The 22,177-nt window shown below is 63.8% G+C and carries 21 protein-coding genes; 7 read left to right on the top strand and 14 right to left on the bottom strand.

Annotation, left to right across the window (positions count from 1 at the left end; translation table 11 throughout):
* Positions 1-21 precede the first annotated feature (21 nt).
* From D8W71_RS19080 to glnA, 3 genes are all read right to left on the bottom strand, one after another.
* Entirely contained in the window at positions 22-1,212 is a 1,191-nt protein-coding gene (locus D8W71_RS19080) for an ABC transporter ATP-binding protein (protein ID WP_121115645.1), read from the bottom strand.
* The gene (locus tag D8W71_RS19075; RefSeq protein WP_121115643.1) at positions 1,205-1,855 is read right to left on the bottom strand and encodes an ABC transporter permease; all 651 of its coding nucleotides are present in this window, start codon (positions 1,853-1,855) and stop codon (positions 1,205-1,207) included. Before D8W71_RS19075 ends, D8W71_RS19080 begins: the two co-directional genes overlap by 8 nt.
* Positions 1,856-2,040: 185 nt before the next feature.
* Positions 2,041-3,477, bottom strand: a complete 1,437-nt coding sequence (glnA, locus tag D8W71_RS19070) for a type I glutamate--ammonia ligase (RefSeq protein WP_121115641.1) — start codon at positions 3,475-3,477, stop codon at positions 2,041-2,043.
* A gap of 223 nt (positions 3,478-3,700) precedes the next feature.
* Between glnA and D8W71_RS19060 the strand changes: the two genes are divergently transcribed.
* The gene (locus D8W71_RS19060) at positions 3,701-4,171 is read left to right on the top strand and encodes an RDD family protein (protein ID WP_121115637.1); all 471 of its coding nucleotides are present in this window, start codon (positions 3,701-3,703) and stop codon (positions 4,169-4,171) included.
* A gap of 47 nt (positions 4,172-4,218) precedes the next feature.
* Here the strand turns inward: D8W71_RS19060 and D8W71_RS19055 are convergent, their stop codons facing one another.
* The 5 genes from D8W71_RS19055 to sucB form a co-directional block, all read right to left on the bottom strand.
* Positions 4,219-4,974 (bottom strand): DUF4191 domain-containing protein, encoded by a 756-nt coding sequence (locus D8W71_RS19055; RefSeq protein WP_121115635.1) that lies wholly within the window; start codon positions 4,972-4,974, stop codon positions 4,219-4,221.
* Positions 4,975-5,028: 54 nt separating this feature from the next.
* Complete coding sequence (gene lipA / locus D8W71_RS19050; RefSeq protein WP_201265135.1) at positions 5,029-6,042, bottom strand: lipoyl synthase; 1,014 nt, start codon at positions 6,040-6,042, stop codon at positions 5,029-5,031.
* A 10-nt stretch (positions 6,043-6,052) separates the two neighbouring features.
* Complete coding sequence (gene lipB / locus D8W71_RS19045) at positions 6,053-6,805, bottom strand: lipoyl(octanoyl) transferase LipB (protein ID WP_121115631.1); 753 nt, start codon at positions 6,803-6,805, stop codon at positions 6,053-6,055.
* A 32-nt stretch (positions 6,806-6,837) separates the two neighbouring features.
* Complete coding sequence (locus D8W71_RS19040; protein ID WP_121115629.1) at positions 6,838-7,728, bottom strand: TIGR01777 family oxidoreductase; 891 nt, start codon at positions 7,726-7,728, stop codon at positions 6,838-6,840.
* A 146-nt stretch (positions 7,729-7,874) separates the two neighbouring features.
* A complete protein-coding gene (sucB, locus tag D8W71_RS19035; protein WP_121115627.1) occupies positions 7,875-9,644 on the bottom strand; it encodes a 2-oxoglutarate dehydrogenase, E2 component, dihydrolipoamide succinyltransferase in 1,770 nt (589 codons plus the stop codon).
* A 396-nt stretch (positions 9,645-10,040) separates the two neighbouring features.
* On the opposite strand from sucB, the gene D8W71_RS19025 reads away from it, so the two are divergent.
* Positions 10,041-10,373: an oxidoreductase gene (locus tag D8W71_RS19025; RefSeq protein WP_121119555.1), complete on the top strand. Its 333-nt coding sequence runs from the start codon at positions 10,041-10,043 to the stop codon at positions 10,371-10,373.
* A gap of 113 nt (positions 10,374-10,486) precedes the next feature.
* Here D8W71_RS19025 and D8W71_RS19020 read toward each other — a convergent pair whose 3' ends face one another.
* A complete protein-coding gene (locus D8W71_RS19020) occupies positions 10,487-12,001 on the bottom strand; it encodes a leucyl aminopeptidase (RefSeq protein ID WP_121115623.1) in 1,515 nt (504 codons plus the stop codon).
* Between the two features lie 96 nt (positions 12,002-12,097).
* On the opposite strand from D8W71_RS19020, the gene gcvT reads away from it, so the two are divergent.
* Both gcvT and D8W71_RS19010 read left to right on the top strand, forming a co-directional pair.
* The gene (gcvT, locus tag D8W71_RS19015) at positions 12,098-13,198 is read left to right on the top strand and encodes a glycine cleavage system aminomethyltransferase GcvT (RefSeq protein WP_121119553.1); all 1,101 of its coding nucleotides are present in this window, start codon (positions 12,098-12,100) and stop codon (positions 13,196-13,198) included.
* Positions 13,199-13,262: 64 nt separating this feature from the next.
* Positions 13,263-14,366: a branched-chain amino acid aminotransferase gene (locus D8W71_RS19010; RefSeq protein WP_121115621.1), complete on the top strand. Its 1,104-nt coding sequence runs from the start codon at positions 13,263-13,265 to the stop codon at positions 14,364-14,366.
* Positions 14,367-14,370: 4 nt separating this feature from the next.
* Here D8W71_RS19010 and D8W71_RS19005 read toward each other — a convergent pair whose 3' ends face one another.
* Genes D8W71_RS19005 through D8W71_RS18990 form a run of 4 tightly spaced genes read right to left on the bottom strand, consistent with a single transcriptional unit; the run spans position 14,371 to position 17,468 of the window.
* A complete protein-coding gene (locus tag D8W71_RS19005; protein WP_121115619.1) occupies positions 14,371-15,123 on the bottom strand; it encodes an adenosylcobinamide-GDP ribazoletransferase in 753 nt (250 codons plus the stop codon).
* Position 15,124: 1 nt separating this feature from the next.
* The gene (gene cobT, locus D8W71_RS19000) at positions 15,125-16,213 is read right to left on the bottom strand and encodes a nicotinate-nucleotide--dimethylbenzimidazole phosphoribosyltransferase (RefSeq protein WP_121119551.1); all 1,089 of its coding nucleotides are present in this window, start codon (positions 16,211-16,213) and stop codon (positions 15,125-15,127) included.
* 38 nt (positions 16,214-16,251) lie between these two features.
* On the bottom strand, positions 16,252-16,797 hold the full coding sequence (gene cobU / locus D8W71_RS18995) for a bifunctional adenosylcobinamide kinase/adenosylcobinamide-phosphate guanylyltransferase (protein WP_121115617.1): 546 nt from the start codon (positions 16,795-16,797) through the stop codon (positions 16,252-16,254).
* A gap of 14 nt (positions 16,798-16,811) precedes the next feature.
* Positions 16,812-17,468: a DUF3043 domain-containing protein gene (locus D8W71_RS18990; protein ID WP_121115615.1), complete on the bottom strand. Its 657-nt coding sequence runs from the start codon at positions 17,466-17,468 to the stop codon at positions 16,812-16,814.
* Positions 17,469-17,563: 95 nt separating this feature from the next.
* On the opposite strand from D8W71_RS18990, the gene D8W71_RS18985 reads away from it, so the two are divergent.
* From D8W71_RS18985 to D8W71_RS18975, 3 genes are all read left to right on the top strand, one after another.
* Complete coding sequence (locus D8W71_RS18985) at positions 17,564-18,643, top strand: glycerate kinase family protein (RefSeq protein ID WP_121119549.1); 1,080 nt, start codon at positions 17,564-17,566, stop codon at positions 18,641-18,643.
* A gap of 66 nt (positions 18,644-18,709) precedes the next feature.
* Positions 18,710-19,060, top strand: a complete 351-nt coding sequence (locus D8W71_RS18980) for a HesB/IscA family protein (protein ID WP_019665976.1) — start codon at positions 18,710-18,712, stop codon at positions 19,058-19,060.
* A gap of 146 nt (positions 19,061-19,206) precedes the next feature.
* On the top strand, positions 19,207-20,181 hold the full coding sequence (locus tag D8W71_RS18975) for a carbohydrate kinase family protein (RefSeq protein WP_121115613.1): 975 nt from the start codon (positions 19,207-19,209) through the stop codon (positions 20,179-20,181).
* Between the two features lie 65 nt (positions 20,182-20,246).
* Here D8W71_RS18975 and asnB read toward each other — a convergent pair whose 3' ends face one another.
* Entirely contained in the window at positions 20,247-22,172 is a 1,926-nt protein-coding gene (gene asnB / locus D8W71_RS18970) for an asparagine synthase (glutamine-hydrolyzing) (protein ID WP_121119547.1), read from the bottom strand.
* Between the last annotated feature and the right edge of the window lie 5 nt (positions 22,173-22,177).

Genomic DNA, 22,177 nt, shown 5'->3' with positions numbered 1-22,177 from the left:
TCCGTGGTTTCTCGGAGGTGGTCATGCCGGCGTCGATTCGGTCGACGGCTCGTCATGGTCGTGCTCGTGCGCCTCGCGCATCTTCTGCAGATGTCCGACGAGGGTGTCGATCGAGATCAGTCCGACGTATTCGCCGCGGCTTCCTGTGACGACCGTGGACGCCGTACTCTCCGCCAGCAGTGCCTCCAACCCATCCTGCAGGGTGGACTGGATCGACACGAGTTCGCCGATAGGAACTCCAAGTCCCTTCAAGGACGACGCGGTCGCCAGGTGACCGGGGGAGACCCACCGCAGTGGGCGGCTGCGATCGTCGAGGACCAAGCCCCACTGCCACTTCCGAGACGCGATCTTCGCCCGAATCTCGTCGACGGGGTCGCTCTCCTTCGCGGTCGGGCATTGGAGTAGGCGGACATCGCGGATGCGGGTGAGCGTCAACTGCTTCAACGACGCGTCGGCCCCCACGAAACCCGCGACGGTGTCGTTCGCAGGGTTCGCCAGAATCGCCTCGGGTGTGTCGTACTGCATGATCGACGACTGGTCGCCGAGAACGGCGATGCGGTCGCCGAGCTTGACCGCCTCGTTGAAATCGTGCGTCACGAAGACGATGGTCTTGCCGAGCTCGGACTGCAACCTCATCAGCTCGTCCTGCAGGAGGCCGCGAGTGATGGGATCGACGGCACCGAACGGTTCGTCCATGAGCAGTACCGGAGGGTCAGCGGCGAGAGCTCGAGCCACACCCACACGCTGCTGCTGTCCGCCGGAGAGCTGCCGGGGATAACGGTTGCGGTAGGTGTCGGGGTCGAGGCCGACGAGGTCCAGCATCTCGTCGGTGCGGTCGGAGATGCGCTTCTTGTCCCACCCGATCAAACCGGGGACGGTAGCGACGTTCTTCGCGATCGTCATGTGGGGAAACAGCCCCGCCTGCTGGATCGAATATCCGATCCCACGCCGCAGTTCGTCGGGATCGATCGACAGCGCGTCCTTGCCGTCGATGGTGATCTTCCCCGACGACGGTTCGATCAGCCGGTTGATCATTCGCATCGTCGTGGTCTTGCCGCAACCCGACGGTCCGACGAACACTACGGTCTCGCCGGCAGGAACCGTCAAGGACACGTTGTCGACGGCGGCATCCTTCTGCCCGGGGTAGCGCTTGCTCACGGACTCGAGCACGATGTCGACTCCGGATACGTGTGGCTTGGCTGAATCAGGCACGGATACCCCTCGAGGTTGTGAGACGGCCGACGAGGACCAGGATGCCGTCGACGATGAGTGCGAGTACGACGATCAGAACGGTGCCGACAAGTGCTTGCGGCACTGCGTTGGGGCTTCCGACACGAGACAGACCCGAGAAGATGAGGTTGCCCAGCCCCGGACCCTTCGCGTATGCGGCGATGGCGAGAATGCCGAAGATCATTTGGGTGCTCACTCGCATCCCGGCAAGGATCGACGGCCACGCCAGAGGCATTTCGATGCGCGCCAGAATTCGCAGTCGGTTCAATCCGACGCCCTTGGCAGCATCGGTCACCGCCGGGTCGACCGATGCCAAGCCGATGATGGTGTTCCTGATGATCGGCAGTAGTGCGTAGAGAACAAGCGCGGTGATCGTCGGGGCCACCCCGAGGCCGAGAATCGGAATGAGCAATCCGAGCAGCGCGAAGGACGGAATCGTCAAAATCGTGCTGGCGAGAGCGGTGGCCACAGCCGAACCCGCGGGGGAGCGGTAGACCAGAATGCCGATGAGGATGGCGACGATCGTGGCGATGACGATCGACTGCACCACGGCGGACACATGCAGGTACGAGTCCGTGAGCAGCTGTTGCCGACGGACGGACACGAAATTCCAGAGCACATCCATAGCGGGTTGATCACTCTCTTCCCGAGCACTCGGCTCGTCGGTCGTGAGGCGAGCAGACCGACTGGTAGAGCGTGGCTGTATTCACTCGAAAGTAAACCTGTTTTCGAAGACTCGTTACCCTTCGTACACAAAAACGCCCGCCTTGCCGAGTGGCAAGACGGGCGTTTTTGTGTAATCCCGACGATTTACACGTCGTAGTACAGCTGGAACTCGTACGGGTGCGGACGAAGGTTGACCGGAGCGATTTCCTGCTCACGCTTGAGCGAGATCCAGGTCTCGATGAGGTCCGTGGTGAAGACGCCACCCTCGGTCAGGTACTCGTGATCGGCCTCGAGGCGGTCGATGACCGCTTCGAGAGACGTCGGTGCCTGAGGAATGTTCTTGGCTTCCTCGGGCGGCAACTCGTAGAGGTCCTTGTCGACCGGCGCCTGCGGCTCGATCTTGTTCTTGATTCCGTCAAGACCTGCCATCATCTGAGCGGCGAAGTTCAGGTACGGGTTGCCCGAGCTGTCCGGTGCGCGGAACTCGAGGCGCTTGGCCTTGGGGTTGTTGCCCGTGATCGGGATACGGACTGCGGCCGAGCGGTTGCGCTGGCTGTACACGAGGTTGATGGGGGCTTCGTAGCCCGGCACCAAACGGTGGTACGAGTTGATCGTCGGGTTGGTGAAGGCCAGCAACGACGGTGCGTGGTGCAGGATGCCGCCGATGTAGTGGCGAGCCAGGTCCGACAGTCCGGCGTATCCGGCCTCGTCGTGGAAGAGCGGCTTGCCGTCTTTCCACAGCGACTGGTGGACGTGCATGCCCGAGCCGTTGTCGCCGAAGAGCGGCTTCGGCATGAAGGTGGCGGACTTGCCGTTCTTCCACGCGGTGTTCTTCACGATGTACTTGAACAGCTGCAGGTCGTCCGCAGCGGCAAGCAACGTGTTGAACTTGTAGTTGATCTCCTGCTGGCCGCCGGTGCCGACCTCGTGGTGGCCGCGCTCGAGCTCGAAGCCTGCGTTCTGCAGGTTGGTGGAGATTTCGTCGCGCAGGTCGACGTAGTGGTCGTACGGTGCGACGGGGAAGTAGCCACCCTTGGCGCGCACCTTGTACCCGAGGTTGGGGCTGCCGTCCGCGTTGGCCTCGACGCCGGTGTTCCAGGAACCCGAGATCGAGTCGAGCTCGTAGAACGCACCGTTGATGCCCGAGTCGTAGCGAACCGAGTCGAAGATGTAGAACTCGGCCTCGGCGCCGAAGAACGCGGTGTCGGCGATGCCGGTGGACACCAGGTACTCCTCGGCCTTACGTGCCACGTTGCGCGGGTCGCGGCTGTACGACTCACGCGTGAACGGGTCGTGGACGAAGAAGTTGACGTTCAGTGTCTTCGCAGCGCGGAACGGGTCGACCTGAGCCGTCGTCACGTCGGGCAACAGCATCATGTCCGACTCGTGGATGGACTGGAACCCGCGGACGGACGAACCGTCGAATGCGAGGCCGTCTTCGAAGACATCCTTGTTGAACGCCGACGCTGGGATCGAGAAGTGCTGCTGAATTCCGGGGAGATCGGTGAACCGAATATCCACGTACTCGATGTTTTCGTCGGCGATGAACTTGATGACCTCTTCGGCCGTGGTGAACGCCACGCTGTTACTCCTTTGTCGATTCCGTCGACTGGCACGTTATGGACTTGGTGTTGCCCGCCGGTCAAGACTGTGTTTCGCCCGTGTTACGCGTCGTGCTCTGTGAGCACACCAGTGAAGCGGCGGCACATCCGACCGACGGTTCGATCGGATGTGCCGTGCTCTCGCGTACACACTACGGTGACGGCGTACCGGCGGGTGTACGCCGCCGCCTATCCTGGTAGCCATGGCACGAATGACAGGCTCCTGGTTGTCCGGATCCGGCGCGGCGCTTCCGGACGACGGCACCGAGCAGAGTTACCCGGGAGAACGCCTCGGCTTGCCTGCCGATGGGCCCGGAGCGCTGTCCGGGCTGGCCCGCCGAACCGCAGCGTTGGCGATCGACTGGGTGATGTCGATGGGCATTGCTGCTCTGATCATCAGCATCACCGGGATCGCGCAGTCGATGTCGACGATCACCCTGCTCGTGTGGTTCGTGCTCGGCGTCGGAGCGGTGACGGTCTTCTCGTTCACTCCGGGCCAGCTGATCGCAGGCATTCAAGTCGCGAGGATCGACGCGCAGGCGCGCGTCGGGTTCATCCGCGCAGTGGTCCGCACGTTCTTTCTGATCTTCGTGTTCCCGGCGATCATCTCCGACCAGGATGGTCGCGGGATGCACGATCGCGCTACCGGAACGGCAATGCTGCGCGGCCGGTGACCGCGCAGCATTGTTCTTTTCACGTATGGCTTTGTTCGGGCCGAAATTCAGCGACGACGAATGGTGCGCTGAACACCCTTCATCTTCGCGCCTCCCGGGACCGGACCCTTCGGCATTGCCGGGCCGCCCTTGGTGCTGAGCGCGGACAACCTCGACTCGATGGTGTCCATCCGTTTGCTGTCGATGTTGTTGGGGAGCTTGGCTAGGTACTTCTGAAGACCGGACAGCGGTATCTGGTTGTCGCCGTTGCCGATGACGATGTCGTAGATCGGGGTATCGCCGACGAGCCGTGCTGTCTTCTTCTTCTCCTGTGCGAGAAGAGATTTGACCCGCTGGGGCGCCCCCTCGGCGACGAGGATGACCCCTGGCTTACCGATGACCCGGTGGACGGCGTCGAGCTGCGTGGTACCGGCAATCGCGTTGGTGACTCGCCAGGATCCGCGTAGGTTGTCCAACGCCCATGCAGCGGCGCCCGCTTGGCCGTCTGCCTTCTTGTACACCGACTTCTGAACTCGGCGGCCGAAGATGATGAACGCGACCAGGACTCCGATCAGGAGACCGAAGGGCACGACGAACCACTCGACGCCGAAGATCAGTCCGATCAAGAACGCCACGACGGTGATCCCGACGATGGCGCCGATCATCAGCGGAAGAAGTGCTTTGTCTTCTTTCCGCTGCATCTGAAATGCCTGCCACAGCTGACTGCGGCGTTCCTTCGATGCCTGCTTGCGCGCAGCCTTCGCCGCGGCCTTGACCTCTTTGCTGGGCTTTCCTGCTTTGCCCGCTTTACTGCCGTTCGCCATGCTTCACAGGATACGTCCCGCACCGACGTACCTCTGCATCGCGCCAGGAGTCGATCAGCGGGCTGCCAGACGAGCCATCAGCGAGCTCGCTTCCTGCGACGCTTCGCCGCCCTCGACCAGGTGGCTCATGCTCTGGGGAAGTTCGCGGCCGTGGTGCTGCATTGCTTGGGCATAGAGGCGACCCGCGCGGTAGGACGAGCGAACCAACGGTCCAGCGAGGACGCCCGCGAAGCCCACTTCGGTGGCGTAGTTGGAATGCTCGACGAACTCCTCGGGCTTGACCCAACGCTCGACGGGGTGGTGCCGGGGCGATGGTCGCAGGTACTGCGTGATCGTCAGGATGTCGCAGCCGGCCTCGTGCAGGTCGCGGATCGCTTCCTGTACTTCTTCCGGCGTTTCGCCCATACCGAGGATCAGGTTGGACTTGGTGACGAGTCCGTCGTTCCGAGCTGCGGTGATGACGTCCATCGACCGCTGGTAGCGGAATGCGGGTCGAATCCGCTTGAAGATGCGGGGGACGGTCTCGACGTTGTGTGCAAGTACCTCGGGGCGGGAGGAGAAGACCTCGGCGAGCTGATCGGGCTTCGCGTTGAAGTCCGGGATCAACAGTTCGACGCCGGTGTTGGGGTTGAGCTTCTTGATGTACCGCACGGTCTCGGCGTAAAGCCACGCGCCGCCGTCTTCCAGGTCGTCACGTGCAACGCCGGTGATGGTCGAGTAGCGCAGGCCCATTGCCTGAACGCTCTCGGCAACTCGGCGGGGCTCGTCGCGGTCGAGATCGTCGGGTTTACCCGTGTCGATCTGGCAGAAGTCGCATCGGCGGGTGCACTGCTCACCGCCGATGAGGAACGTCGCCTCGCGGTCTTCCCAGCATTCGTAAATGTTGGGGCATCCGGCTTCCTCGCAGACCGTGTGCAAGCCCTCACGTTTCACAAGACCTTTGAGCTCGGTGTACTCCGGGCCCATCTTCGCCTTGGTCTTGATCCAATTGGGCTTACGTTCGATCGGGGTCTCCGCGTTTCGGATCTCGAGGCGGAGTAGTTTGCGTCCTTCTGGGGCCACAGTCACCTAACCGATGCTACGCGCCGAACTTCATCGTGGTGAACTGCGGGTTACTGGAGGCGTTCACCACTTCTCGACCCGTGACCGGGTGATCAGTGACCTCCAGGTGCCCGTCGAGGGCCGATACGATCGCGGAGGTGACAGCGGGAACGACGTCTGCGACGGTGACCTCGCGTTCCAGTTCGCTCGACAGGGAAGTGACACCCGCGTCGGCGATTCCGCACGGCACGATCGCGTCGAAACCCGAGGTGCTGGAATTGCAGTTCAACGAGAATCCGTGCAATGTCACGCCGCGCTGCACACGCACTCCGATGGCGGCGATCTTGCGTTCGGGCAAGTGCGCCTTGGCGGCAAGCCATACACCGGACCGACCGTCGATTCGGCCACAATCGACGCCGAGGTCGGTACACACCGTGATCAACGCTTCTTCGATCCGGCGCACGTAGCGCACCACGTCGATCGGCTGGGCCAACTTCACGATGGGGTAGCCGACCAATTGGCCCGGTCCGTGCCAGGTGATTTTCCCCCCACGGTCGACCTCGATGACTTCGGTGCCGTCCTTCGGCCGATCCTCCGGGGAAGTACGCCTACCAGCTGTGTACACCGACGGGTGTTCGAGTAGCAGCAACGTGTCACGGCCGTGGCCATCGGCTCGCATGTCCGCGAGTTCACGCTGACGTTCCCATGCCGCGACGTACTCGACGGTCCCGATCTCGTGAACATCGATGGGTTCCGAACTGTCCCGAGCGGAAACTGCAACACTGCTCATACCCACAGACATTACGCCGCGCCCGGCGACGGTCAGTGACCGACCGCAGCCCTCAGTGCGTCGCCGACAGTGTTGTGTTCGAACGCGAAGCCGGTGTCTTCCAGCACCTTCGGAATTGCCCGTGGCCCGGTCAAGATCGCTTCCTCGGCGAACTCGCCGATGGCCAGCTTGAGTGCGAAACCTGGTACGACCCAGGGCGCGGGACGTTTGATGGCGCGCGCGAATGCGCTGTTGAACTGAGCGTTGGTGACCGGGGCAGGACCTACCATGTTGACCGGCCCGCGCACGGCGTCGTTCTCCAGCCCGTGGATCGTCGCGCCGATTTCGTCTTCCAACGAAATCCACGGGAAGTACTGGCGTCCGCTTCCGAGCCTGCCGCCGAGCGCCAGCAGATAGAGAGGGCGGAGTTTGTCCATCATTCCGCCTCGGCGGGACAGTACGACGCCGCTGCGCAGCATGACCGTTCGGACACCACCGGCATCGGCGGCCGCTGTGGCAGCTTCCCAGTCACGGCACACTTCCGCGAGGAACCCCGAACCGACGCCGTCCGACTCGTCGACGACGCGGTCGCCCGTATCGCCGTAGAAGTTGATACCGCTGGCATTGACCAAAGTCGGCACCTCGTGCGTCACGCATGCCTCGGCCAACACCTCCGTCGGCGTGATGCGGCTGTCGCGGACCTGTTGCTTGTACGCGCCGGACCACCGTTTGTCGCCGATGCCGACACCACAGAGATTGACCACGGCGTCGGCGTTACGCAACGCACGCTCGTCGATGTCTCCGCTCGGCGGATCCCAGGAGAATTCGTCGGGGCCGGCAGGCGCCCGCCGCACGAGCCTGGAGACTTCATGGCCCTTGCCGCGCAGTGACGCAACAAGGGAGGTACCGATCAATCCCGACGAACCTGCAATGACGACGCGCATGGTGTTGGACGTCCCTCCTCGACAGTGACGGGGCACCACCCGCAATGCGAGTGGTGCCCCGAACTCTGTATTACTCCCCGCTGATTCGAGGATCGATCATGTCGTCTGTAACTTCACGATACAGACGAATTTTGCTGCATGTCGTTTCAGATACCCAGATCCGCTTCGAACGAAGCATCTTGTAGACGCTGCTTGATCGTGGTTAGGAATCGACCTGCGTCGGCACCGTCCACGAGTCGGTGATCGTACGTCAGCGGCAGGTACACCATCGATCGCACGCCGATCGACTCGTTGCCGTCCGAGTCCTTCACCACGACCGGGCGCTTGACGATGGCGCCGGTACCGAGCATCGCCGCCTGCGGCGGAAGCAGGATCGGGGTGTCGAACAAGGCGCCCTGGCTACCGATGTTGGTGATGGTGAACGTGCCGCCGGCGAGCTCGTCGGGCTTGAGGCCTCCCGTGCGTGCTCGCGATGCGATGTCGGCGATGGCGCGAGCCAGGCCCGCGAGGGACAGGTCGCCCGCGTTGTGGATGACGGGGGAAAGCAGACCCTGTTCGGTGTCCACGGCGATGCCCAAGTGGACGTTCGCGTGGTACGTGATCTCCTTCTTGTCCTCGTCGATGCTGGCGTTGACGTTCGGGTGAGCCTTGAGTGCCTCGACGACTGCCTTCGCGAAGAACGGCAGGTAAGTCAGGTTGACGCCCTCGTTCTTGGAGAACGTCGCCTTCGCCTTGGTACGCAGAGCAGCAATGGTCGTCACGTCGACCTCGAAGGTCTGGGTGAGCTGTGCCGTGGTCTGCAGCGACTCGCGAGTCTTCTTGGCCGTGATCTGCCGGATGCGGTTGATCTTCTGCGTTGTTCCCCGCAGGTGAGCCAACTCCGGGCGGACACCCGCGGTGGCCGATGCTGCGGGAGCAGCAGCGGCGGCAGCGGGTGCTGCTGCAGGAGCCTCGGCCGGAGCCTTCTTTGCCTCGGCCGCAGCGAGAACGTCCTGCTTGCGAACACGTCCGCCGACACCGGTGCCCTTGACGGTCGACAGGTCGACATCGTTGTCCGCAGCGAGCTTGCGAACGAGCGGAGTCACGTACGGGGTGGCGTCGCCGGACGGGGCAGACGTCTCCTGCTTCGGTGCTTCCTGCTTCGGTGCTTCCTGCTTGGGGGCCTCTGCCTTGGGTGCCTCCTGCTTGGGAGCCTCCTTCTTCGGCTCGGGCGCAGGAGCTGGCTTCTCGGGCTCGGCAGCCTTCTCGGGCTCGGGTGCCTTCTCGGGCTCGGGTGCCTTCTCGGCGGGCGAGCCGGAACCGATCACGGCGAGCTGTCCGCCGATCTCGACAGTGTCGTCTTCCTCGGCACTGATCTCGAGCAGAGTGCCGGCGACCGGGGACGGGATCTCGGTGTCGACCTTGTCGGTCGAGACTTCGAGCAGAGGCTCGTCGACGGCAACTTCGTCACCGACGGCCTTGAGCCAGCGGGTGACGGTGCCCTCGGTGACGGACTCGCCGAGTTCGGGCATCTTGACCGGAGTTCCGGAACCGCTGGAGTCCGACTTGGCTGCGGGAGCCTCCTGGGTGGGAGCCTCCTCCTCTGCCTGGGGTTCGGGCTCTGCGGCGGGCGTCGGTTCCTCGGCTGCAGGCTCTTCTGCGGCAGATTCGGATTCTTCGGCCGGCGCGGACTTCTCGCCTGCGTCGCCGATCTGCGCGAGCTCACCACCGATTTCGACGGTGTCGTCTTCCTGAGCCACGATCTTCGTCAGAACGCCAGCAACGGGGGACGGGATTTCGGTATCGACCTTGTCGGTCGATACTTCGAGCAACGGCTCGTCGACCTCGACGGTGTCGCCCTCCTGCTTGAGCCACCTCGTGACAGTTCCCTCGGTGACGCTCTCACCAAGAGCTGGCATCTGGACGGAGAAGGCCATGTCTGTTGACTCCTCGACAGTTGTATGCGGGTAATTTAATTCGACGACTTGTGGTCGTGAACCATTGTGCTGGGGTTGCAAGGTTCGCGGACGATACTTGCGTTAATTGCGATCATCAGCGCTGTCCACGTCCGCGGTGACGGCGTCCGGGCCGAGCTTTCGATCGGGGCATTGCACGATCCACTGTCGATTACGGCAGACACGTAGATGCCCTTTCTCTTTCGATCGGCAATCGTTCTCCTCGTACAAGAGAGTTGAACCCTCTACCTTCCATCCTTCCATCTTCGGTGTCGGCGTGTTCCCCGAGGGCTGCCGTCGTGCTGGCAAACTGATCGGTAACACCGACTGCGCGAACAGCGACGTCAGTTGCACGCACCTATGACAGGAGTGAACGTAGTGGGTTTGTTCGATCGCTTCGCGCGACGTGGCGGCAAAGGTAGAAGCGCCAAGGAGGGTTCGGCGGCGCAGTATCTGGCCGACTGGACGACGGCACGCATAGGCGTCGAGGCCTACGTCGAACCGAAGACCACAGTGACTCCTGTCACGGTAGTTCTCGTGGCGAACGACGGAGAATGGACGCGACGCGCCGTCGACGAACGCGATGTTCGCAAACTCGGTCCCGATCTGAAGATTCCGGTCTACGACGTGCGAAAGACGCGGTACCCCCAGCGAATGCGCGACTACGACGCGCGACAGAAAATTCTCAAGCGTAGGGCTTCTGAGCAGTAGGTGCTCCTCTGCCGGCAACATGCGGTTCCGCCGCCAGTGGCATACGGCTCCGCCGCCAGTGGCACGGAAAAGTGCCCCGAAGGGCACCTAGCCGTGCCACTGGCGCGAAGCGACTAACCGTTTTCGGCGATGTCCTCGAGCACGGCGAACATCGTGCGGACGGGGACTCCGGTGCCGCCCTTGCCGGTGTAGCCGAACGGGCCTGCCGTGTTGTAGGCCGGGCCCGCTACATCGATGTGAGCCCACTCGACGCCCTCGGCGACGAACTCTTTCAGGAACAGTGCAGCAGCGAGCATGCCTCCGGCCCGGCCGTTGGTGACGTTGGCCAGATCGGCGACCTTCGAATCGAGTTCCCGACGAATTTCGCTCGGCAGCGGCATGGCCCAGCCGTTCTCGCCGACAGCACATGAAATTGCGGCGACGCGGTCACGGAATTCGTCGGTACCCATGACGCCCGGTGTCCGATTGCCCAGCGCGACGACCTGAGCGCCGGTGAGAGTTGCCGTGTCGATGAGGTAATCCGGGTCGTCCTCGCACGCACGCACTATGGCGTCGGCGAGCACGAGGCGTCCCTCGGCGTCGGTGTTGATGACCTCGACGGTGATGCCGCCGTATTGGGTGAGTACGTCACCCGGGCGCTGAGCGGTCCCTGACGGCATGTTTTCTGCCATCGGTACGGTGGCGACGACGTCGAGGGGCAGTCCGACCTTCGCGGCGAGGATGACCGTCGCGATGACTGCCGCGGCGCCTGCCATGTCGGAGGTCATGTTCTCCATGCCGGCTGCGGGCTTGATGGAGATGCCGCCGGTGTCGAACGTGATGCCCTTGCCGACGAGGGCAACCTTCTTCGACTTTCTTTTGCCTCCGGAATGCGTCAACCGCACCAGGCGTGGCAGGCGCGAAGATCCCTTCCCGACGCCGTGAATTCCGCCGTACCCGCCCTTCTCCAACGCTTTGTCGTCGAGGATCTGCACGCTGAGTCCCACGTCGGTACCGAGTTGCTTCGCCCGGTCCGCGAATTCCTCGGGGTACAGGTGACTTGGGGGAGTGTTGACGAAATCGCGGGCGATCGCGACGGATTCTGCGATCGCGATCGACCGCGACAACTCCGCTTTGGCTTCGCGTGCGCGAGGGTCGGTCACCAGCAACTCGACGCGAGCGAGTGGTCCTGCGTCGGGTCCCGGTGCGGACAAGGCCGACTTGAACTCGGTGAAGGTATAGGCGCCGAGGAAGAATCCTTCAGCGGCAGCGCCGAGATCGAGTGAGCCGAGCGTGGTGGCCGCGGTTGCGGTTCCAGCCAATGCTCGCGCGGCGGTGCCTGCCGATCGACGGATCCGCTCGGTGTCGATGTCGGCGGACGTGCCGAGTCCGACAGCGAGAACGCTCGCGACACCCAGTGAAGTGGGTGCGGGAATGCGAGTGAGCTCGTCGGCCTTGCCGGTCGCTCCGACGGCCTCGAACGAATCGAGTAGCGCCGACGCATCGGCGTCGGAGATGGAATCGGTGACGACGAGTTCGAGGCCGTCCTCGCTCGTGCTCAGTGCGACGACCAGGACGTCGATGTTCTTGCCGACGCGGTCGGCCAGCACCAGCTCGGGTCCGAGGGTGCGGGGTGAAGTCGAAGGCACGGGGCAGCTCCTACAGAAATGGGATCGATTGTGTCGGTCGCATTCGATCGTAGTGACCTCAACCCGGGCGCCGGTGGTCCGCTAGCGTTGGCCAGCATGAGTGCAGCCGAACTTGTCCACGGTCCCGCCCACGGCGCCCACGTCGAACTCGGTGCCACATTCGCGCCGTTCGGAGGCTGGGAAATGCCGGTCTCCTACTCGGGCGTGGTCGCCGAACACAAAGCGGTACGGCAGTCCGTCGGAGTGTTCGACGTCAGCCACCTCGGAAAGGCGCTCGTCAGTGGCCCCGGCGCCGCGGAGTTCGTGAACGGCGCCCTGACAAACGATCTCGGTAGGGTCGGGCCAGCTAAGGCCCAATACACACTGTGCTGCACCGAATCCGGTGGCGTAGTAGACGATCTGATCGCCTACTACGTCAGCCCCGACGAGGTGTTCCTCGTTCCGAATGCAGCAAACACCGCTGCTGTCGTCGCGGCGTTGACCGCCGATGCGCCGGACGGGGTCAGCGTGATCGATCAACACCGTGACTTCGGAGTTCTCGCGGTGCAGGGGCCGGGCTCGCGCGCCATCGTCGAGCAACTCGGCGTCCCCGTGGATATGGAGTACATGGCGTTCGTCGACGCGCTGTGGAACGGGAAGCCGGTTCGTGTGTGTCGCACCGGATACACCGGTGAGCACGGATACGAGCTCCTTCCCGACTGGGCGGGTACCGAGGCGTTGTTTCGTGCGCTCGTCGAACTCGTCCGCGCCGGCGGCGGAGAGGTCGCCGGTCTAGGCGCACGAGACACGCTGCGGACCGAGATGGGATACCCGCTGCACGGTCACGAACTGTCACTCGATATCTCGCCGCTCCAGGCGCGGTGCGGATGGGCAGTCGGCTGGAAGAAGGATCGATTCTGGGGCAAGGCGGCCCTGACTGCAGAGAAAGAGGTAGGCCCGTCGCGGGTGCTACGGGGCGTCAAGGCTCTCGACCGCGGAGTCCCACGACAGGGCCAAACGGTGCTGCGCGACGGTGTTGCAGTGGGTGTCACGACGTCGGGCACGTTCTCGCCCTCCCTCGGAATCGGAATCGCGTTGGCACTGATCGATTCGAGCGCCGAGCTTGCCGCGGGAGACCTCGTCGAGGTCGACGTGCGCGGCCGTGCTCTGCGGTGCGAGATCGTAGCTCCGCCGTTCGTTTCGGTGAATACCAAGTGAGGTGAATGCGAAGTGAGGTGAACACCAAGTGAGTGGTCATGACCGCGTTGGATAAGATCGGATCATGACTGGCCTACCCGACTTCACCCGCGCGGCCCATCCGTCTCCGGCACCGTCCGAGGCACGAGAGGCCGTACTGGCTGCGCCGGGGTTCGGGAAGTTCTTCACCGACCACATGGCAATCATCGATTACTCCACCGACAAGGGGTGGTACGACCCGACGATCGCCCCGTACGGTCCGATCCAACTGGATCCAGCAGCGATGGTTCTGCACTACGGGCAGGCCATTTTCGAAGGACTGAAGGTCTATCGGCAGCCAGGCGGTGACTTCGCGTCGTTCCGCGTTCGGTCCAACGCCGAGCGATTCCAGACGTCGGCACGGCGGTTGGCAATGCCCGAACTGCCCGAGGAATTGTTCCTCGCCTCGATCGAACAGCTTCTCGCGGTCGACCACGAGTGGGTGCCGGAAGCGGGCGGCGAAGATGCGTTGTACCTGCGGCCGTTCATGTTCTCGACCGAGGCGGGCCTCGGTGTCCGTCCCGCTGACGACTACCGATACATGCTCATCGCTTCACCCGCTGGCGCGTACTTCCCCCGCGGAGTCAAGCCGGTCAAGGTCTGGCTCTCGACCGAATACGTGCGTGCAGCTCCCGGCGGTACAGGAGCGGCCAAGTTCGCCGGAAACTACGCGGCATCGCTTCTGGCGCAAGCGCAAGCAAGCGACGAAGGGTGTGATCAGGTCGTGTGGCTCGACGCCATCGAGCGTCGCTTCGTCGAGGAGATGGGCGGGATGAACCTGTTCTTCGTCTTCGGCTCGGGATCCGACGCCCGCCTCGTCACACCGTCGCTGTCCGGCTCCTTGCTCCCCGGCATCACTCGCGATTCGCTGCTGACGCTCGCAACCGATTCCGGCATCCCCGTCGAAGAGCGTCGAATCTCTACCGAGGAGTGGCAGAAAGGCGCCGAGTCGGGTGAGATCACCGAGGTGTTCGCGTGTGGAACTGCCGCTGTGATCACCCCGGTTGGCACCGTGAAGTCCGCTGAAGGGGAGTACACCATCGCAGGCGGCGAGCCGGGTGAGATCACCCTTGCGTTGCGAGACACACTGACCGGTATTCAGCGGGGTACCTTCGCAGATACCCACGGTTGGATGACCAAGCTCGGCTGAGAACTCACCGACCGATCAGGAGGCCGACCACCGCGATCGCGGTGGTCACCTCGATCGCCGCGCCGAGGACATCGCCGCTGATGCCCCCGAATCGCCTGGCGCAGTGCCGAACTGCCAGTACCACTGCGGCGAGCGCGAAAACCACCACCGCCGGACCCTGCCACCAACGGCCGTCGACAGTTCCTGCCGCTGCGACCACGGCCAACACGGTCCACGCCGCGACGGGGACGGCCGATTGTGTGTCGGCGACGAGCGCCCCGAAGCCGGTGGTCCCGGCTGGGGGAATCCCGCGTCGGCATGCGAGAACCACCGAAACGCGACCGACCGATACGGCAAGAACGATCGACCACCAGGAGCCGTCGGCGGCGAGTTCACCGAAACCGACTGCCTGGATGGCCAGAACGAGGGACACGGCTGCTACCCCGAACGGTCCGGCGCCTCCGGATTGCATCACTTCGCGCGCCCGCTCGGGTGGCCCGTAACAACCGAGACCGTCGGCGGTGTCCGCGAGGCCGTCGATGTGCATGCCCCGGGTGAGAAGGGCTAGTGCCGACACCGTCAGCAGGCCCGCGAGCAGGCTGGGAAGCGACGCTATACCGATCAGCCACAACAGAAGCGCCGACACTGCCCCCAACAACAATCCGACGAGGGGAGTAGCCGATATTGCTGCACGTCCATGGCCGCGATCTATCTCACGCGGGCCGTCGATAGGCACGACAGTCAGCCACGACAGTGCCAATCGTGGTCCGGCGAGCACGTCACTCGGCCGTATCGGCGGTGATTTCGGTACTGACCCCTGCATCGGCAAAGGTCGACATGTTCGAGAGCGTCGCGACTGCCGCGTGTACGAGACCGAGAGCCACGAGCGCTCCCGATCCCTCACCCAGGCGCATGTCGAGTTCGAGCAGTGGCTCGATCCGCAAGTGCTTCAACGCAATCGAGTGCGAAGGTTCGGTCGATCGGTGGCCAGCCACCCACCATTCGCGGGCGCCGCGCGCGGACTCCTCGGCCACGAGCGCTGCTGCCGTCACGACGAGTCCGTCCAGGATGACCGGCGTACGGCGGTGCGCAGCCTGCGCGAGAAACCCTGCCATCGCGGCGATGTCGGCACCGCCGGCTACACGGAGGAGCGCGATCGGGTCCTTCACGACCGGGCGTGCTCTGCGCATCGCGTCGCGAATGGCAGCGGTCTTGCGAATCCACCCGGCGTCGTCGACACCCGTTCCGCGCCCCACGGCCGCGACCGGTTCGGTGTCGGTGAGTGCCGCGATCAAAGCGGTTGCAGGCGTGGTGTTTCCGATCCCCATGTCGCCTGCGATGAGAAGGTCGGCGCCGCTGTCCACTTCTTCGTCGGCTATTGCGCGTCCGGCGTCGATGGCGGCCAGGACCTCGTCATGGGTGAGCGCGTCCTCGCGATCGATGGATCCGCTCGACTTCCTGATCTTGTGGCCGCTCACCGACGGGTCCGTGTCGGTGAGTACCGAGATGTCCACGACCCGTACCGACGCTCCCGACACTTGCGCCAACGCATTGACCGCTGCGCCTCCCGCAGTGAAGTTGGCTACCATCTGCGCGGTGACCTCGGGTGGGTACGCGGACACGCCGTGTACCGCGACGCCGTGATCTCCGGCGAACACAACGACGCGGGGACGAACCAGCGGAGAAGGCGGGCATCGATCCTGGCATGCGGCGATCCATTCACCGACCGCTTCGAGTCGGCCGAGGCTCCCGGACGGTTTCGTCAGCGAGAGTTGGCGCGCGGCAGCGTCGTTCCGAGCTCCCGCAGAAGGTGGAGGTACGGGCCGGAGGGGTGTCGAGTTCGTCTCCGGCTCGGGAGTGGCTGTCACGGTGGGCCTTTCGTCATGAGGGTCCATCGGTGCTGCGATCACTGGACCGCGGATTTCAAGGTCAAGGGTTGGCCTGCGACGACCAGTACGACCGAATCGCATACCGCTGCCAAACGGCGGTTGAGCGTGCCCATCTCGTCCTGGAACAACCGGCCGGAACGCGTTTCGGGAACAACACCCCAGCCGACCTCGGGGCTCACCAGGACCATCGTTCCGATTCCTTGTGAGACCGCGTTCACCAGTGCATCGGACTCGGGCGTGATCGTTCCCCTCGGCAGGTCCCAGGCCTCGCGGTCGTCGATCGCCCCGGTGAGCCACGTACCCAGATCGTCGACGATCGTCGCGCAGTCAGTCGGTGTCGCAAGAACATCGGAAAGGCCCCGGGGGCTTTCCACGGTCGTCCACGACGACGGTCTTCGAGCGCGGTGGGTGTCGATGCGGGCTTCCCAGTCGATGTCCGAAGGGTCTCGTCGCCCTGTCGCCACGTATCGAACGTGCTCGTAGTGCGCGACGAGATTCTCGGCGTACGCCGACTTGCCCGACCGCGTGCCGCCGAGAACGAGTGTGCGTGTCGCCGACGTCACGTGGGGACGTGTCGTCAGACTGCGGCGCCGCGGTCGACGCGGGGCTTGGGCGCGCGCATCTTCCGCAGCTGCGATGCACGGACGAATGCGTACCAGCCGAGTTTGAAGCCGCCGTCGGGGGTGTCCGGGAAACGCTCGCGAACGCGATTGTTTATCTGACGGCCGATGAAAATGCCCTCGATGACCATGAACAGCATCATGACGAACATGGCCAAGGTGACGAAAGCCTGCACGGCGGGGCTCAGGAACAACGCGAAGATCAGCAGCAACGCCAGTGGCATGAACAGACCGACTAGATTCCGTCGGGCATCGACGAGGTCGCGAGCGAACGCGCGAACGGGGCCCTTGTCGCGAGGCAACAGGTACTTGTCCTCACCGGCGAGCATGCGCTCGCGGCGTTCCGCCGACGCGGCACGTCGCTCGGCCGACGCCTGCTTGCGATCGGTCTTCGATCCCTTGTTCGCCTTTCGGCGCTCGCGGGCTTCCTTGCTCGTCATCGGGGGCGGAGCAACCGGACCACGGCGTCGCGCCTCGGACTCACGGCGTTTGGGAGTCGGGCGCCCCTTGCCGACAGCCTCGGTGGACGAAGCCGGGATCGAGGCGGAGGACTCGGTTGATTTCGAGTCGTCTCCGTCCGAATTGTCAGAGTTTCCGCGACGTAGCAACTTCACCCTCCCAGGTTATGGGATGGCGACGCAGCAGAGAACACCGGCCACGTCGGAGCGCTGACGTGCCGCCGGAAGGCGACCGACCTACACTGCTGACGATGCGAGTGATGGTTGCACCCGATTCGTTCGGCGAGACGCTGACTGCTACCGAGGCGGCAGCGGCGATAAGCAGAGGATGGAGTGCGGCGCGGCCGTCCGACGACGTGATTCTCGCGCCACAATCCGACGGTGGACCGGGGTTCGTGGACGTCGTTGCGAGCCGGCGCGGGACCGTGCGCACGGTGGAGGTAGAAGGGCCCCTCGGCCAAGTCGTGTCGGCGTCCTGGCTGCTCGACGGCACTACCGCGTACATCGAGGCGGCTGCGGCCTGTGGTCTCGGCGTCCTCGGCGGGCCGCCGACGGCGCACAGCGCGCTGAAGTCCTCCAGCTACGGCGTCGGTCAGTTGATCGAAGCGGCCCTCGCAGAAGGCGTCGCGACCATCTACGTCGGCCTCGGTGGGAGCAGCTGTACCGACGGCGGGCGAGGGATGGTGCGGGCGCTCGGTGGACTGGGCGAGGCGGCGGCGCGGCTGGGCGGCGTCGATCTGGTGGCCGCGACAGACGTCGAGAATCCGCTTCTCGGAGAGTTCGGCGCGGCGCGCGTGTTCGGTCCACAGAAGGGTGCAGATCCCGCGCTGGTCGACATGTTGGAAGAGCTGAACAGGGATTGGGCGACGGTGCTCGAGCTCGAGTGTGGACGAAACGTGGCCGACCTGTCGGGCGCAGGCGCAGCCGGAGGCATCGGTGCCGCACTCTTCGCGCTCGGCGGGCGGAGCGAGTCCGGCGCATCGGTGGTCGCCGAAGTGACCGACCAGAGTGCCCTGCTGGCTACCGTCGACCTCGTCCTGACGGGGGAGGGCAAGTTCGACAGTCAGTCATTGCGCGGCAAATTGGTGACCCGTCTGGCAACGGCGGGAGCAGGCTCAGGTGTGCAGACGCTGGTGTTCGCAGGTCAGGTGCAGCTCGACGACGCCCAGCTGCACTCGACGGGAATCACCGCTGCGTACTCGATCACCGAGTTCGCCGGATCGGTGGAAAAGTCGATGTCGGACGCCGAACACCAGCTCGAATTGCTTGCACGAGAGGTGGCGGGATCGTTCTCCGCTCGATCTTCTCGTCCGACCGCGTACGGACCGTGAGGAATAACTGCATCCGGAGTACGGTTGAGGCGTTCACGGGTTTGGTACGACTGACAGGGAGAGCCCATGACCGTCTCGAACGAGACCATCACGCACAAGGTCACGATGACAGAAGCTGCGTCGTCCAAGGCCAAGGCGTTGCTGGATCAAGAAGGCCGCGATGATCTCGCGTTGCGTATTGCTGTTCAGCCTGGCGGCTGTGCAGGACTGCGCTATCAGCTCTTCTTCGACGACCGTAGCCTCGACGGCGACCTCGCAGTGGACTTCAACGGAGTCACGCTCGCAGTCGACCGGATGAGCGCTCCGTACGTCGAAGGTGCTTCCATCGATTTCGTCGACACCATCGAGAAGCAGGGCTTTACGATCGACAACCCGAACGCGACAGGCTCATGCGCCTGTGGTGATTCGTTCAACTGACGCTCGATCGTCGTCACGTCTGACCGGTATTCGCTCCGCGGGTACCGGTCAGAAGTGTGTTCACTCACTTTTTCCTCGCCCTGCGCGGAACGCCTTCGGTCTAGCATGGGTGTTCTGCCGGCTACACGACCGAAAGGCCCAAGCACGTGACTCTCGCGGTATCGGGATCCATAGCGACCGATCACCTGATGCGATTCCCAGGCAAGTTCGCCGACCAGTTGGTTGCGGACCAGTTGAAGAACATTTCGCTCAGTTTTCTCGTCGACGATCTGGTGATTCGCAAGGGTGGAGTCGGCGGAAACATCGCGTATGCACTCGGCGTCCTCGGCGGTTCTCCGCTGCTGGTCGGCGCAGTGGGACCGGACTTCGCCGAATACCGGTCGTGGTTGGAGTCCAACGGGGTGGATTGCGACGGAGTCCGTGTGTCGTCCACCGCTCACACTGCGCGATTCGTGTGCACCACCGACGAGGACATGGCACAGATCGCGTCGTTCTATCCCGGTGCGATGAGCGAAGCTCGCGAAATCTCGATCATCGACCTCGCATCCAAGACGCCACTCGAACTCGTCCTGATCGGAGCCAACGATCCGGACGCCATGCTCGCTCACACCGAACAATGCCGGACCGCGGGCATCCCGTTCGCAGCTGATCCGTCGCAGCAGCTGGCTCGTCTGAGCGGCGAGCAAGCGTCTGCGCTGATCGACGGCGCTGCATACCTGTTCACCAACGAATACGAGTGGGGCCTGCTTCGTCAGAAGACCGGGTTGTCCGAGGCCGAGCTCGAGGCCAAGGTGGGCATTCGAGTCACCACGTTGGGCAAATCCGGCGTCGAGATCGTCTCCGCCGACGGAACCACAACACACGTCGACGTCGTGCCCGAGACGAGCAAGGTCGACCCCACGGGTGTCGGCGACGGCTTCCGTGCCGGTTTCCTCGTCGCTCATCTGGCTGGAGCATCGGTGGAGCGCGCTGCACAGCTCGGATCGCTCGTCGCCGTGCTGGTTCTAGAAACAACCGGCACGCAGGAATGGACGTTCGTCCGTGACGATGCGCTCAAACGTCTGGGCGCGGCCTACGGTTCGACGGCCGCCGACGAAATCGGCGCACTTCTGCCTGCTTGATCTAACTTCCAACACACGAACGGCCCGTGGCGATCGCCACGGGCCGTTTTCATGCGAACAGGTCTTCAGAGATCGACGGGGTACGTGGGCTCGGCAATCTCGGGCACGATGCGCTTCTCGACGAAGATGCCGTGCCACACCATGAAGATCAACACCGTCCAGAGGCGTCGACTGTGGTCGGATTTGCCGTCTCGATGCTCGTTCAGCATCGCGGTGACAGCGGCCTTGTTCAGAATGTGATCGGTCTCGGACTCCGCGATCTGCTGATGCGCCCAGTCGAAGAGTTCCGTGCCGCGCAGCCAATGCCGAAGTGGCACTGGGAAGCCGAGCTTCGCACGGTGCAGAACATGGGCAGGGACGATCCCCTCCAGCGCCTGTCGGAGTGCGTACTTCGTGGTGTCCTTGGTGATTTTCTGTTCCAGCGGCAGCTTCTCCGCGACGGCGAAGACCTCGTTGTCGAGAAACGGCACACGCAGTTCCAGCGAGTTGGCCATCGTGATCTTGTCGGCCTTGACGAGGATGTCGCCTCGCAGCCACGTGAACAGGTCGAGGTGCTGCATCCGTGCCACTGGATCCCAGCCGCGGGACTGTGCGTAGATCGGTGATGTGACGTCGGTGTGCGTCCACTCGGGCCGGAAGTCGCGGAGCACAGCCCTGAGTTGCGCGTCGCCGAAACTGCGGGCGTTGCCGTAATAACGCTCCTCGAGGGACATCGAACCGCGATGGAGAAGGCTCTTGCCGCGCGTCCCGTCAGGAATTTTGTCGCTCAGTGCGCCCGCGGCCCGGCGAAGTCCCTTGGGGAGGTATTCGAATGGTTTGAGCGACAACGGTTCCCGGTAGATCGTGTAACCGCCGAACAGTTCGTCTGCGCCCTCGCCGGACAGCACGACCTTGACGTGTTTGCGCGCTTCTTTCGCGACGAAGTAGAGCGGAATCAGCGCCGGGTCGGCGACCGGGTCGTCGAGATACCACACGATCTCGGGAATGGAGGCGGCGAACTCGGCAGGGCCGACGACCTTGACGACGTGGCGTGCGCCGATGGCCGCAGCGGACTCGGCCGCGACATCGACCTCGGAGTACCCCTCGCGTTCGAAGCCGGTAGTGAACGTGATGAGGTTCGGGTTGTGACGAATCGCCAGCGCAGCGATGGCAGTCGAGTCGATTCCGCCGGAGAGAAAGGAGCCAACCGTGACGTCGGCGCGCATGTGCTTGGCAACGGAATCTTCCAGGGCTTCGGCGATCTCCTGGTATCGAGCCGACTCGGAACCGGGCGCGAACGGCTTCACCGGGAACTTCGGTGTGAAATAGCGCGTGATCTTCAGCTCGGCACCCGGGGTGAGCGTGGCGTAGCTGCCGGATTCGAGACGGCGAATCTCGGTATGGAGGGTCTCGGGTTCGGGTACGTACTGAAGGACTGTGTAGTGCTCGATCGCGCGTGGGTCGAGTTCGGTTCCGATTCCGATGAGATCGGTCAATTCCAGCAGGCTCTTCTTCTCGCTACCGAACGCTGTGCCGCCGGTGCCGGTGGCAACGAACAACGGCTTGATTCCGAACGGGTCGCGTGCCAGAAACAGCTCACGAGTATCGGTGTCCCAGATGGCGAAGGCGAACATGCCGCGGAGGCGTCGAACAGCCTCGGTGCCCCAGTAATGGAACGCTGCGACGATGGACTCGCCGTCCCCCTCGGTGAAGAACTCCGCACCGTGCTCGCGGGTCAGTTCTTCGCGCAACTCGAGGTAGTTGTAGATCTCGCCGTTGAACGTCAGTGCATAACGGGTCGGATTCTCGGGCGGACCCCAGCGAAGCGGCTGGTGAGAATGCTCGATGTCGATGATCGACAGTCGGTTGAACCCGTAGATGACGTCGTCGTCGTGCCACGTTCCGGGCTCGTCGGGGCCGCGGTGACGCATGCAGTGCATGGCGCCCTCGACGAGTTCGACTCCCGCAGCGTCGGTGCCGGTCGACGTCAGAACACCCAGTAGTCCACACACAGCGT

Origin of the sequence: Rhodococcus sp. P1Y, assembly GCF_003641205.1 — a bacterium.
Lineage (GTDB): Bacteria > Actinomycetota > Actinomycetes > Mycobacteriales > Mycobacteriaceae > Rhodococcoides.
Note: the sequence above shows the minus strand (reverse complement) of the source record. Positions and strands in the feature narration are given on the sequence as shown.

Coding starts and splice junctions, on each gene's coding strand:
- D8W71_RS19040 (WP_121115629.1), bottom strand. CDS start 7,728: ATGCGCGTCGTCATTGCAGGTTCGTCGGGATTGATCGGTACCTCCCTT.
- D8W71_RS18980 (WP_019665976.1), top strand. CDS start 18,710: ATGACCGTCTCGAACGAGACCATCACGCACAAGGTCACGATGACAGAA.
- D8W71_RS19010 (WP_121115621.1), top strand. CDS start 13,263: ATGACTGGCCTACCCGACTTCACCCGCGCGGCCCATCCGTCTCCGGCA.
- D8W71_RS19060 (WP_121115637.1), top strand. CDS start 3,701: ATGGCACGAATGACAGGCTCCTGGTTGTCCGGATCCGGCGCGGCGCTT.
- gcvT (WP_121119553.1), top strand. CDS start 12,098: ATGAGTGCAGCCGAACTTGTCCACGGTCCCGCCCACGGCGCCCACGTC.
- lipB (WP_121115631.1), bottom strand. CDS start 6,805: ATGAGCAGTGTTGCAGTTTCCGCTCGGGACAGTTCGGAACCCATCGAT.
- D8W71_RS19075 (WP_121115643.1), bottom strand. CDS start 1,855: ATGGATGTGCTCTGGAATTTCGTGTCCGTCCGTCGGCAACAGCTGCTC.
- sucB (WP_121115627.1), bottom strand. CDS start 9,644: ATGGCCTTCTCCGTCCAGATGCCAGCTCTTGGTGAGAGCGTCACCGAG.
- D8W71_RS19055 (WP_121115635.1), bottom strand. CDS start 4,974: ATGGCGAACGGCAGTAAAGCGGGCAAAGCAGGAAAGCCCAGCAAAGAG.
- D8W71_RS18985 (WP_121119549.1), top strand. CDS start 17,564: ATGCGAGTGATGGTTGCACCCGATTCGTTCGGCGAGACGCTGACTGCT.